Here is a 12,577-nt window from a genome sequence, read left to right as displayed (position 1 = left end):
GGGACGAGGGCGGCGTCGACACCTCAGCAACGGTCCCAAGCATCGTAGAGCGCCTGGAGGCGATCCGCGGTGAACCCGTCGGTGAGTGCCACGACCAGCAGCAACCGGGCCTTCCATGCGGGCAGGCGGCCCGCCATGACCACGCCCCTGGACAGCAGGTCCATCTCAGAGCCGGGATAGGCATAGGTCTGTGTGCCCGTTCCTCCCTCCGGGCAGCGGGTACTCACCACGACGGGGCACCCGCGCGCCACCAGGTCCCCCAGCACCTGGGCTGCCGGGGCCGAGACATGCCCCAGACCCACCGCGGAGACCACCAGAGCCTCACATCCTGCCTCGTGCAGGACACGGAAGGCGCGACCGTCCTCGTCAATGCCCACACCCGCCTGCACCACCCAGGGGAGGCGGGTGGGGACGGGGAGTGGGTCTGGGTGCGGGTGTGGCCGGATGGCGCAGAGGTGGAGGACGCCCTCGCGGAACTCAGCGGCGATCGGAGCGCCCAGCGACCGGAAGGAGTCCGTCGACCTGGAATGTGTCTTCGTCACGTGGTCCGCCCAGTGGACTGTGTCGTCGAGGACCACCAGGACGCCCTGCCCCCGGGCGCGCGGATCGGTGGCGACGGTCGTGGCCTGCAACAGGTTGGCCGGGCCGTCCGCACCGGGCTGGGTGGCACCCCTCATGGCGCCGGTCAACACCAGCGGCTCCTCGTGATCCCACAGGAGGTCCAGCAGGAAGGCCGTCTCCTCCAGGGTGTCGGTGCCGTGGGTGAGGACGACCCCCGCGCACCCGTCGGACACCCGTCCCCGGGCCCACTCCAGTGCCGGCAGGACGTCGGCGATCGTGATCGAGGGTGACCCGACACTGCACAGGGCGGCGGTCTCGACGCGGGCCCAGTGGGAGAGCTCGGGCACCGAGGCAACCAGGTCCGAGGTGTCCATCCGGGGGACCAGACCGGCAGAGCGCTCCCCGGAGGGTCAGTGGTGGGGGCCGTGGTGTGCCCGTGGACATGTGCGTCGCCCACCCGGTCTGTGACAACCGCCTGAGCCATGGCAATGGTGCCCCCCATGGAACCCACCGCAATGCGGGGCAGGGATGCGGTGGCAGTGTTCCCACGGGTGCGGTCACCGGGGTGCACCGGGAGGGCGGCTCCCGGCTCGCGGGCCGGGGGAAGTCCATCCGTGTCGAGTTCCTCCAAAGGGCAGTGGCGCGGTCGGGCGCGTCAGGAAGCGGACAGTGAGAAGCCGCCGTCACTGGTCAGGACCTGTCCGACCACCCAGGAGCCCGCGTCGGTGGCCAGCCAGGAGATGAGGTGGGCGGGATCGGCAGGTTCCCCGAAGCGCCCGAAGGGTGTGGCGGCCAGCAGCTCCTGCACGCGTTCCTCTCCACGGTCGGTGGTGTCGGGGTCCAGGTACCCGGTGTTGACGGGACCCGGGTTGATGGTGTTCAGGACGATGCCGAGGCCCAGCAGCTCCGCGGCGACCGTGGGGGTGACACCGGCGAGCGCCGCCTTGGAGGTGGCGTAGGCGACCTCACCGCGCATGGGGGAGTGGACCTGCCCGGACGTCATCCAGAAGACCTTGGCCCGGGGACGCGCGGGCTCTCCCGGGTGGCGCCAGTGTGCACCCGACCCGATCGCTTCACCCGGCAGGGCTGGTCGGGTGCGCGATCCTGCGACTCGGCGAGCGAAGTCGGCGGTGAGGAGCAGGGTCGCGCGCGCATTGACGTCCCAGTGGGCGTCGAGGCGGGCGGCGTCCATGTCCAGGATCGATCCGTCGGAACCGCTGCGCGCTTGGTTGCACACCAGGACCTCCAGGGAACCCGTGAGAGCGCTCGCCTCCTCCAGGAGTGGTCCGATGGTCTCCGCATCGCTGAGATCCGCATGCCTGTGGCCCAGCTGCGCGCCGGGAGCGAGGTGCGTACGCAGCTCCTCCACCAGGCAGTCGATGTCATCCCCGCCCCATGGCTGGGCGCGGTCATGGGGCGCGTAGTGGTGGAGGAAGACACTGGCCCCCAGGTCGGCCAGCGCGCAGGCGACGCCGAAACCGATGCCACGGCGCCTCGAGACGCCGGTGACCAAGGCGGCGCGACCACTGAGGGGACCGGGCACGGGCGGGGAAGTGGGGGTGGGCAGGGAAGTGGGGGTGGGCGGGAGAGGGCAGCTGGTTTCGGACACGATTCAGTCCTCCTCATCAGGGAGAGTGGGACCCCTGCGGGCCTGGATCTCGATCTGCTCGGAGTCGAGCAGACCCAGGGCGTACTGGAGGGTGCGCGAGGAGTAGGCGCGGCTGGCGCGAGCCCGCTCCAGTGCGCTGCGTTGGGCCTGGATGGCGACCATGCGCAGTTCACGGTACTGGGAGAAGAGGTCGGGGGTCGTCGTGGCCGCCGCCTGGCGCGAACGTCGCATCCGGTCCACGTCCGTGCGGGCCCGGCTGAGGGTCTCCTGGTCGAAGGCGGTGCCGTCGGCGCGGCGCAGCTGCGGGTCGTCCAGTGCTGCCAGGGCCGCAGTGTCCAGTGACGTCCGCAGCTTCAGGCGGTCACTGTCCTGACCGCCGGTGTCCCCCGCCAGTCCCAGCCCCTTCGCCACCATTGGCAGCGTGGCTCCCTGGACCAGCAGGGTGCCTGCGGCCACCAGGAAGGCCACCAGGACCAGCAGGGAACGCTGGGGGATGGAGGTGGGCAGGGACTGTGCCGCAGCCAGGGTCACCACACCGCGCATCCCCGCCCACACCAGGAGGATGCCCTCGCGCGGACCCAACGGTGCGGAGGTGAAGTGGTCGATGTCCGCGGAGTGCTGGGAGAGTCTGCGCTGCCAGCGTGCCAGCGTGCCAGGCGCTCGCGGGAGGGCGTGGGGCGGGGTGCCACTGCGCGTCGGACCCGGCGCCGGACCTTCCACGCCAAAGGCTCGGGGCAGGGCACGCAGGTCCAGCAGCGTGGGCCCGGTCCGCGCGGGGGAAGCGGCTTCGGCGCGGACAGGGGAATCGGCGACGGCCGGGGAGGAGACAAGCGGCGTGTGAGGAATGACGTCGCCGGGACCTGCATCAGCCCGGGCCGAGGGGGTGGAGTTCGCGGTGTGCGGAGCGTGGGTGGGGGTGTCCGCCACGACGGGTCCACACGTCCCCCCGGCTCCGCCACGGCGTGGCCGGGCGTAATGGGACCGCAGGTCACGGTAGGCGTCGCGCAGTGCCTGCCCCCGTCTCACCCGGCGGTTCAGCCACACCAGCAACGGCGCCACGAAGAGTGCGCGCAGGACCAGGATCACCACCACGGCGACCACCGCGATGCCCAGGGCCAGCCACAGGCTCTCGTGCTGCTCACGCACCTGGGTGACGAGTCCGAAGAGTTCCAGGCCCATGACCAGGAGCACCCCGCCCTCCAGCAGCAGCTCCACGGTGCGCCAGTTCGACGCCTCCGACCGACGGTCCAGAGGGCTGAGGTGGGTCACCGCACCGTGACCGGTGACCAGACCCGCCGTGGCCACGGCCACCAGGCCGGAGGCGTCCAGGGCCTCGGTGGGCAGGAACGCCAGGAAGGGTGTCGCGAAGGACACGGCAGTGGAGAGCACCGGACTGTCCACCCAACGGCGCAGCGCGAGCCCGGCCCGGGCGACCACGACACCGATGATGACGGCCACGACAACGGAACGCAGGAAGGAGGTCCCGACCTCCCACAGGGGTACCGACACAGCGGTGGCGGCGACGGCGGACCGCATGAGGACCAGGGAGGTGGCGTCGTTGAGCAGGCTCTCACCCTCCAGCACCGTGACGATGCGGGGCGAGACCCCCAGGCGACGCACGATGGAGGTGGCCACCGCGTCGGTGGGGCTGAGGATGGCACCCAGGGCGACGCCCACGGACAGGCTGATGCCCGGCACCAGTGCATGCAGGACGACACCCAGCACCAGGGAACTGATGACGACCAGGAAGACCGACAGCCCGCCGATGGCGCGGAAGTCACGGCGGAAGTCCATGGCCGGAAGGCTGACGGCCGTGGCGTAGAGCAGGGGAGGGAGAACACCTGCCAGGATCCACTGGGGTTCCACCGTGATGGCCGGGATGGCGGGTACGAAGGACACCCCGACCCCCAGCAGGACCAGCAGCAGTGGGGTCGCCACCCCGACCTTCGGTGCCAGACGGTTGACCAGGACGATGACGAGGACTGCCAGGACCATCACCAGGGCGATGCCGGTGACCTCCATCTCGCCTGTGCCCACGACGGTCCTCTTCCCTCACTCCAGTGTTTCCACCGTAGCGTGCCGCGCAGATGGGCAGGGGTCGCCCTCGTGGGTGCGTCCCCGCCGGGACGGCCCGGGGCAACCGCAGGCGGCGGTGGCGGGACGCGCCCCGACGGAGGTGGCGTCAGTAGCCGAAGACCACCCGGCCCAGTGTCATCACGAAGGTCGTGATGAGGAGAGCCCCGATGATGTTGAGGACCAGACCGGCCTTGATCCTGTCGGCGATGCGCACGTAGCCCGAGGAGTAGGCGATCGCATTGGGTGGGGTGCCGGCGGGCATCATGAAGCCGTAGGTGGAGGCCAGCGCCACGGGAATCACCAGCAACAGCACGTTGATGCCGGTCCCCGCCGCCAGACCACCCATGATCGGCAGGAAGGCAGCGGCGGTGGCCGTGTTGGACGTGAACTCGGTGAGGATCACGATGAGCACCGTGATGAGGAGGACCAGGACGACTGGGGGAAGGTCGGCCAGGGAGCGGGTGTTCTCACCGATCCACAGTGAGAACCCGGTCTTGGTGAACATCGCGGACAGGGACAGCCCGCCTCCGAAGGGCAACAGCACGTCCCAGGGGATGTGCTTGGCGGTCGCCCAGTCCAGCAGCGGGATACCCAGGACGGGGCGCACCGGGGTGAGGAAGAGGACCAGGGTGATGATCATCGCGATGAGTTCGTCGGAGAACGTGTCGGGGAAGACTGTGGGGAGGATGACCCAGGACAGGGCGGCCAGCACGAAGACGACGGAGACCATCTTCTCCCCGCGCGACATGGGCCCCATCGCCTGGAGCTCGTGCCTGATCATGTCGCGTCCCCCGGGGATCTCGGAGATCTCGGCCTTGAAGAGGACGTTGACGATCAACCACCATCCGATGAACAGGAAGCTCCATCCCAGGGGCACCCCGAAGAGCATCCACTGGGCGAAGGTGATCCGGATGCCTTCCTGCTCGGCCAGCTAGGCGCGCAGCAGGGTGGCCGGGGGTGTGGAGATGATGGTGGACACCGAGGCGATGGACGCCGAGTACGTCACCCCCAGGGCCAGGGACTTCCCGAAGTTGGACTTCAGCATGTCGGAGGCGGAGGCGCCCTCGTAGACCAGGGACAGGACGGACAAGGCGATGGGGACCATCATGACGGCGGTCGCCGTGTTCGACACCCACATCGTCATCACGCCGGTGGCAACCATGAGGCCCAGGACGAGTCGCTTGGGGGTGGTGCCCACGGTCAGCACCGTGACCAGTGCGATGCGACGGTGCAGGTTCCATCGCTGGATGGCCAGCGCCAGGAAGAAGCCTCCCATGAACATGAAGATCGTGCCGTTGGCATGGGGGCGGCAGTGGTCCCGAAGTCGGAGACCTGGGTGAAGGGGAAGGCGACCAGGGGCACCAGGGCGGTGGCCGCCAGGGGGATGGCCTCGGTGACCCACCACCTGCCCATGAGGGTGTCCACTGCGGCGGTGACGGCCAGTCCGTGGGCGGTGAACTCGGCTCCCTCGGGGGCTGCGTCGATGACGGCCTGGGGGACCTGGTCGGGCATCACCCAGTAGACGAGGGCGGCCAGGAGGAAGCCGAGGCCGATGCCGATGACGCGGCGGTGGAGTCTTCGGGGCTCGACGGGTGTGGCGTCGAGTCCGGGTGCGTGGGATGTGCTGGGACGGATTTCCGGTGTGCTCATGCGGCGTGTTCCGATCGGGGGCGCGGGACGGACGGGCGGTTCGGTGGGCGGCGCACCGGCAACGGTGGCGGGGCCGACCCGTTTCTGACACCAACCGTTGCGGGGAAGTCTGTGTCGGCTTTCACACAAGATGTGTCGAAATCGAGATAATCGACTCCGAGAGATCGGTGTCGGGTGGTCTCTCCCGCGCAGTGTCGACAGGGTGGGGGTGGCGAGGGCGGCGCTGTCTCAGGCGTCGGTGCCGTCGGGTTCGTCCGGACTCGTGTCCGTCGGCGGCGCCCCGAAGTCCCCCCGCCGCTGACGACCCCACCAGATGACCAGCAAAGGACCCAGGGTGACCAGGGCGGTGGATTCTGCAACACCTGCTTTGTCAAAAGGGGCCCTTCCTCAGGGACGTGGAGGTCACCGCCGTCATGTCCCCAGGCAGCAATGTGTCGGTGTGGGCGCGTCCTCGACAGAGGGGCAGGCAGGGCCGGTGACCTGCGATCCCCCCGTTCCTCGTGGGGAGGGTGAGGGCTGCCGCCCGTCATCTGCGAGCGTGCACAGATGTGCAGACCGTCTGGACGATTTGTAGGAGGGGTCTGTTTAGGCTGAACATGGACGTGTTGCCGGAGGTTGACGTGCCTCGTGAGGGGCGTGGCGCGGTGATCGGTCAGGGGCAGCGACGCCCGGTGGCGCAGGCGCCATCGCAGTGGGAGGGAAGGAACACGTGGTGAAGACGATCCAGACGGACGTCGTGGTCATCGGTGGCGGCTCGACCGGCGCCGGTGTGGTCCGCGATGCAGCAATGAGGGGATACCGCACGGTCCTGGTGGACCGCGCCGACCTCGGTCAGGGCACGACGGGGCGCTTCCACGGCCTGCTCCACTCCGGGGGACGCTACGTGGTCTCCGACCCGGAGTCGGCCACGGAGTGCGCGCAGGAGAACGCGATCCTGCGACGGATCCAGGCGGCGGCGGTCGAGGACACCGGCGGCATGTTCGTCACCACCCCCGTCGACTCCGAGGAGTTCGCCGACGGGTACGTGGCAGCCTGCCGGGCTGCGAAGGTCCCCGTCGAGGAGATCTCGGTGGCCGAGGCCCTGCGTCGCGAGCCGCGCCTGCACCCGGCCACGAAGCGTGCCTTCGCGGTCCAGGACGGCTCGGTGGACGGTTGGCAACTCGTGTGGGGCGCCGTCCGCTCCGCCGAGGCCTACGGGGCGAAGATCCTCACCTACCACCGCGTCACCCAGATCGAGCACGGTGACGGCCAGGTCCGCGCCGTGGTCGCCCACGACGAGCGCTCGGGGGAGGACGTCCGCATCGAGTGCTCCTTCGTCCTCAACTGCGGCGGTCCCTGGGCCGGGAAGATCGCGGCCATGGCCGAGTGCCACGGGGTCGACGTGGTCCCCGGGGCCGGCATCATGATCGCCATGAACCACCGGCTCACCCAGTCCGTGCTCAACCGGTGCATCTACCCCGCCGACGGCGACATCCTGGTCCCCGTGCACCCCGTGTGCATCATCGGCACGACCGACCAGAAGACGGACGATCCCGACCACCTGCCGATCCCGCGCGAGCAGGTCCAGCAGATGTTCGACTCGGGGGAGCACATGATCCCCGGGTTCCGCCACGCCCGCGCCCTGCACGCCTGGGCCGGTGCCCGTCCCCTGGTGCGGGACAGCAGGGTGTCGGCCACCGACACCCGGCACATGGCGCGCGGCATGAGCGTCGTCAACCACCTGGAGCGTGACGGCGTCAAGGGCCTGCTGACCATCGCCGGCGGCAAGCTCACCACCTACCGCCTCATGGCCGAGCGCATCGTGGACCAGATGTGCGAACAGATGGGCGAACAGCGCGAGTGCCACACCGCCGACGAGGCCGTTCCCGGGTCCGAGGACCACCGCCTCTACACCCTCGGTCACCGGCTCCACGACGTCGAGACCGAGACGAAGGCCCCCGGTGGCCAGCAGATCATCTGCGAGTGCGAACTCGTCACCCGCTCCATGCTGGAGAAGGTGATGGACGGACTGGGGGAGTTCACCCTCGACGACGTGCGTCGCCAGGTGCGCCTCGGCATGGGGCCGTGCCAGGGCGGGTTCTGCGCCTCCCGCGCCACCGGTATCGCCCATGAGCGCGGCGACATCGACGCCGCGCGGGCCACGGGCCTGCTGCGACTGTTCATGAAGAACCGTTGGATCGGGCTGTGGCCCATCCTCTTCGGTGAGCAGGCACGACAGTGTGCCCTGGACAACTGGATCTACGAGGGCACGCTCGACCTCGAGCACCTGCCCGAGCCCTCCGAGGAGGTCGTGCGATGAGTGACGTCGTGGTCATCGGAGCCGGGCTGGCCGGCCTGGCCGCCACTGTGAGGCTCCAGGAGCAGGGACGTGAGGTCACCCTGGTGACCAAGGGGATCGGCGGCCTGCAGCTGGGCCAGGGCACGGTCGACGTGCTCGGGTACACGCCCGAGGCAGTGACCGAACCCCTCGCCGCGGTGGACACCCACCGATCCGGGCACCCGGACCATCCCTACGCCCACTTCCCGGGCTCCGAGGTCGGAGCCGCCCTGGAGTGGTTGGAGGGCACCGTGGGTTCCGGGCTGCTGGTCGGTGACGGACGGCGCAACTTCCGTCTCCCCACCGCGGTCGGCGCGCTGCGCCCCACGGCCCTCGCCCAGCCCTCCATGGTCGCGGGCGAGCCCGCGGACGGTCGGAGCTACGTGCTCGTGGGCCTGCGCCGACTCAAGGACTTCTACCCGGACCTGGTGGCCGCGAACCTCGCGCGCCAGACGACGCCCTCGGGTGAGCCCATCCGTGCGCGCGCCGTCCACGTGGACCTGGAGGTCCGCGAGGGCGAGGCCGACACCAGTGGCCTCAACTTCGCCCGCGCCCTCGACCGCCCCGAGGTCCGCCAGCAGCTGTGTGCGCTGGTGGCACCCCTGCTGGAGGACGGCGAGACCGTCGGTTTCCCGGCAGTGCTCGGTGTCGAGGACACGGACGCCTGGCGTGACATCGCCGCACGCCTCGGGCACGACGTCTTCGAGGTGCCACTGCCCCCGCCCTCCGTGCCGGGCATGCGCCTCAACGAACGCCTCACCCGCCTGGTCAAGTCGCGCTCGCGCCTCATCGTGGGGTCGAGGGTGCTGGGGTACGAGGCCGAGGACGGACACGTCGTGTCGGTGACCATCAAGTCCGCCGGTCACCACCGCCAGCTGCGCGCGGACGAGTTCGTCCTGGCCACCGGCGGCTTCGAGTCCGGCGCGCTGGCCATGGACTCCTACGGCACGGTCACCGAGACCACCTTCGGCCTCCCACTGGTGGGCACCGGCGGTGAGCTGGTGCACGCCGACTACTGGGGCACCGAACAGCCCCTCTTCCGGGTGGGCGTGGCGGTCGACGAGGCCATGCGACCCCTCGACGAGGACGGGACCCCCGTCCTCGACAACCTGCACGCCGTGGGTGGACTGCTCGCCGGTGCCACGCGGTGGCGTGAGAAGTCCGGCGATGCCATCGCCCTGGTCAGCGCCCTGCGGGCAGCCGATTCGATCCTCGGGAGCAAGTGATGAGCAACGAGACGATCCTCGACCTGGAGTCCTTCGGGCTGCGTTCCAGCCTGGACGCCTGTGTCAAGTGCACGATCTGCGAGACCCAGTGCCCGGTCGCCCGGGTCACGCCCCTCTTCCCGGGCCCGAAGTTCGTCGGTCCGCAGGGGGAGCGCTTCCGCGACGGCAAGCTCTCCGTGGACCACTCCATCGACTACTGCTCCTCGTGCGGCACCTGCACGCTGGTGTGCCCGCAGGGCGTCAAGGTCGCGGAGATCAACCACCATGCGCGTACCGCCATGAAGGAGCAGGAGGGCATCCCCCTGCGGGACAGGTTGATCTCCCGCACCACCCTCATGGGCATGGTGATGACACCCTTCGCCCCCGTCGCCAACTGGGCGCTCGACCAGAAGCCGATCCGCTACGCGGTGGAGAAGGTCATCGGTATCCACCGCAACGCGCCCATGCCCAAGGCCCAGCCCCACACCTTCGACCACTGGTTCAAGCACCACACGCCCCAGCCGGAGTCGGGCACCAAGGGACAGGTCATCTTCTTCCACGGATGTGCGGGGGAGTACTTCGAGGTCGAGACCTCGATCCACTCCGTGCAGATCCTCGAGCACCTCGGCTACGAGGTGCTGGTGCCCAAGCACGGGTGCTGCGGTCTGGCCCTGCAGTCCAACGGTCTCTACGACGACTCCCGCAAGTACGTCTCGAAGCTCACCGAGCAGTTGCGCAGCGTCAACCGGGACGCCCCGATCATCAGCGCCTCCGGGTCCTGCGCCGGCATGCTCAAGCACGAGGCCGAGGAGATCCTCCAGATGGACACCCCGGAACTGCACGACGTGTCCACCCGCATGTGGGACATCTGCGAGTTCCTCCTGGACCTCCACGACAAGGGCGAGCTGGACGAGGACTTCGAGCGCTTCGACGTGACGATCCCGTACCACGCCCCCTGCCAGCTCAAGAGCACGGGCATCGGCATGCCGGCCATCCACCTCATGGAGCTGATCCCCGGTGTGAAGGTCGTCGAGTCCGACCAGCCCTGCTGCGGCATCGCCGGCACCTACGGCCTGAAGAAGGAGAAGTACGACGTCGCCCAGGCGGTGGGCAAGCCGGTCTTCGACTTCATCGAGCGGGTCAACCCGGAACTGGCGGCCTGTGACACCGAGACCTGCCGCTGGCAGCTGCGGACCTCCACCGGTGCCAATGTCGTCCACCCGATCTGGCTGCTGCACAAGGCCTACGGTCTGAGCTGAGCTGAGCCACTGTGTCCCCGGGCGGCACACGCCCGGGGAGTACGGCGAACGGCCCGCCCCCGCAGATCTGCGGGGGCGGGCCGTCGGCCTGTCCCGGGACCCCGCCCGCACGAGCGGCGCGGAACCCGGTGGAACGGTCTGCTCAGTGGTGGCTGCGCGGGGTCTCCGTGCTCCACACCACGGCGCGGTGACGCTTGGGCACCGCGCTGGCCGCCTGGTCGTTGCGGGAGTTGCGACCCCTGGAACGACCCGAGGAGTTCTTCGCCGACCCGGAGCCGCGGGTGGCGGATGCGTCCCCGTGCTGGTGCTGGCCCGAGCGACGCGAGCCGCGGCCGCCCTCGTCCGCGCCGGTCGCGGGGGAACGGGTGGCGGAGGAGTGGGAGGACGTCGAGGGGGAGGAGCCTGAGCGGGACCCCTGCGACGGGGCCGGGCCGCGCCCGGAGGCGCTCCCGCCCTGACCGCCCTGACCACCGCGGCGGCCGCGTGAGCGTCCGCTGCCGGTGGAGCCGCCGGAGGTGCGACCACCGGCGGGGTGGCGACGTGAACCCGTGGAGGAACCCGCGGAACCCTCGGGCTGTGCCGCCGGGCGGGGCGCCACGCGGGCCGCGCGCTCGCCGACCAGCTCGGCGACCTCGGGGGAGTGCGCGTCCACGCGCTCGGGGGTGACGTGGATCTTCGCCTTGCGCAGGACCTGCGCCAGGTCCCGGCGCTCCTCGGGCAGGCAGATCGTCACGACGTCGCCGGAGTGCCCGGCGCGGGCGGTGCGCCCGGAGCGGTGCAGGTACTCCTTGTGCTCACGCGGCGGGTCGGCGTGGATGACCAGCTCGACATCGGCCACGTCCACCCCGCGTGCCGCCACGTCGGTGGCCGCCAGGACCCGGACCTCGCCGGAGTCGAAGGCCGCGAGGTTGCGGTCGCGTGCGTTCTGGGAGAGGTTCCCCTGCAGGTCCACGGCCGGGATGCCGGCGGCGGAGAGCTGGCGGGCGGTGCGCTTGGCGCGGTGCTTGGTGCGGAAGAACAGGATGCGACGCCCGGTGCCGGAGGCCAGGGCCTCGATGAGGTCCTTCTTGCGGTCGGCGTCGGCCACCTCGAAGACGTGGTGCGTCATCTGCTCGACGGGGGACTCGGCGGGGTCCACCGAGTGGAGGACCGGGTCGTGCAGGAACTGCCTGACCAGACGGTCCACGCCGTTGTCGAGGGTGGCGGAGAAGAGCATGCGCTGGCCGACCTTGGGGGTGGCGCGCAGGATGCGGGTGACGGCGGGCAGGAATCCCATGTCGGCCATGAGGTCGGCCTCGTCGATGACGGTGACCGCGATGCCGGACAGGGAGACCAGACCCTGGCCCATCAGGTCCTCCAGGCGCCCGGGGCAGGCCACGACGATGGCGGCGCCACGGGAGAGCGCCATCTCCTGGCGGGTCTGCTTGACGCCGCCGAAGACGGTCGTGACCCGCAGGCCGTAGGCGCGGCCCAGGGGCTCGATGACCTCGGCGATCTGGGAGGCCAGTTCACGGGTGGGGGCGAGCACGAGGGCGCGCGGACGGTGGGGGGTGTTGGTGCGGCCGACCTCGGCGAGGCGGGCGACCAGCGGGATCGCGAAGGCGAGGGTCTTGCCCGACCCGGTGCGCCCGCGTCCCAGCACGTCGCGCCCGGACAGCGTGTCGGGCAGCGTGTCGGTCTGGATGGGGAAGGCCGTGGCCTTGCCCTGTCCCTCGAGGACCGTGACCAGTTCGGCGGGGACGCCGAGGGAGGCGAAGGTCGGGGAGGAGGTGGTGGCCGCGGACGCGTCGGAGCGCGCCTGTGCGGCGAGGATGGTGGAAGTCATGGACTCTCTTCGACGGACCTGCCGGCCCGGGGTACGAGGACTGTTGGCGAAGGCGCCCGGTGGCGCATCCGTTCG

8 protein-coding genes and 1 pseudogene are annotated in these 12,577 nt (G+C 70.3%); 3 read left to right on the top strand and 6 right to left on the bottom strand.

Annotation, left to right across the window (positions count from 1 at the left end; genetic code table 11):
- Positions 1-23 precede the first annotated feature (23 nt).
- The 5 genes and pseudogenes from BQ9890_RS00655 to BQ9890_RS16050 all read right to left on the bottom strand — a co-directional run bounded on the left by BQ9890_RS00655 (position 24) and on the right by BQ9890_RS16050 (position 5,896).
- Complete coding sequence (locus BQ9890_RS00655; protein WP_268258652.1) at positions 24-947, bottom strand: asparaginase; 924 nt, start codon at positions 945-947, stop codon at positions 24-26.
- 269 nt (positions 948-1,216) lie between these two features.
- Positions 1,217-2,170, bottom strand: a complete 954-nt coding sequence (locus BQ9890_RS00650; protein ID WP_230297748.1) for an SDR family oxidoreductase — start codon at positions 2,168-2,170, stop codon at positions 1,217-1,219.
- Between the two features lie 3 nt (positions 2,171-2,173).
- Complete coding sequence (locus BQ9890_RS15055) at positions 2,174-4,207, bottom strand: cation:proton antiporter (protein WP_230297747.1); 2,034 nt, start codon at positions 4,205-4,207, stop codon at positions 2,174-2,176.
- A gap of 145 nt (positions 4,208-4,352) precedes the next feature.
- Positions 4,353-5,522 (bottom strand): annotated as a pseudogene (locus BQ9890_RS00640) (SLC13 family permease).
- Complete coding sequence (locus BQ9890_RS16050; RefSeq protein WP_230297746.1) at positions 5,447-5,896, bottom strand: hypothetical protein; 450 nt, start codon at positions 5,894-5,896, stop codon at positions 5,447-5,449. Before BQ9890_RS16050 ends, BQ9890_RS00640 begins: the two are co-directional and overlap by 76 nt.
- 712 nt (positions 5,897-6,608) lie before the next feature.
- On the opposite strand from BQ9890_RS16050, the gene glpA reads away from it, so the two are divergent.
- Genes glpA through BQ9890_RS00625 form a run of 3 tightly spaced genes read left to right on the top strand, consistent with a single transcriptional unit; the run spans position 6,609 to position 10,677 of the window.
- Positions 6,609-8,195, top strand: coding sequence for an anaerobic glycerol-3-phosphate dehydrogenase subunit GlpA (glpA, locus tag BQ9890_RS00635; RefSeq protein WP_075888554.1), 1,587 nt, complete (start codon positions 6,609-6,611; stop codon positions 8,193-8,195).
- The gene (glpB, locus tag BQ9890_RS00630; RefSeq protein WP_075888552.1) at positions 8,192-9,439 is read left to right on the top strand and encodes a glycerol-3-phosphate dehydrogenase subunit GlpB; all 1,248 of its coding nucleotides are present in this window, start codon (positions 8,192-8,194) and stop codon (positions 9,437-9,439) included. The genes glpA and glpB overlap by 4 nt, the downstream gene beginning before the upstream one ends.
- Positions 9,439-10,677, top strand: coding sequence for an anaerobic glycerol-3-phosphate dehydrogenase subunit C (locus tag BQ9890_RS00625; protein WP_075888550.1), 1,239 nt, complete (start codon positions 9,439-9,441; stop codon positions 10,675-10,677). Before glpB ends, BQ9890_RS00625 begins: the two co-directional genes overlap by 1 nt.
- 142 nt (positions 10,678-10,819) lie before the next feature.
- Here BQ9890_RS00625 and BQ9890_RS00620 read toward each other — a convergent pair whose 3' ends face one another.
- Positions 10,820-12,502 carry a DEAD/DEAH box helicase gene (locus BQ9890_RS00620; protein WP_075888547.1) on the bottom strand — a complete coding sequence of 561 codons (1,683 nt, stop codon included), beginning with the start codon at positions 12,500-12,502 and terminating at the stop codon, positions 10,820-10,822.
- Between the last annotated feature and the right edge of the window lie 75 nt (positions 12,503-12,577).

Origin of the sequence: Actinomyces provencensis (genome assembly GCF_900155435.1) — a bacterium.
Classification (GTDB): Bacteria; Actinomycetota; Actinomycetes; order Actinomycetales; family Actinomycetaceae; genus Pauljensenia; species Pauljensenia provencensis.
This window is presented reverse-complemented; position numbering and strand designations above follow the sequence as displayed.

Coding starts and splice junctions, on each gene's coding strand:
- BQ9890_RS16050 (WP_230297746.1), bottom strand. CDS start 5,896: ATGAGCACACCGGAAATCCGTCCCAGCACATCCCACGCACCCGGACTC.
- glpB (WP_075888552.1), top strand. CDS start 8,192: ATGAGTGACGTCGTGGTCATCGGAGCCGGGCTGGCCGGCCTGGCCGCC.
- BQ9890_RS00625 (WP_075888550.1), top strand. CDS start 9,439: ATGAGCAACGAGACGATCCTCGACCTGGAGTCCTTCGGGCTGCGTTCC.
- BQ9890_RS00620 (WP_075888547.1), bottom strand. CDS start 12,502: ATGACTTCCACCATCCTCGCCGCACAGGCGCGCTCCGACGCGTCCGCG.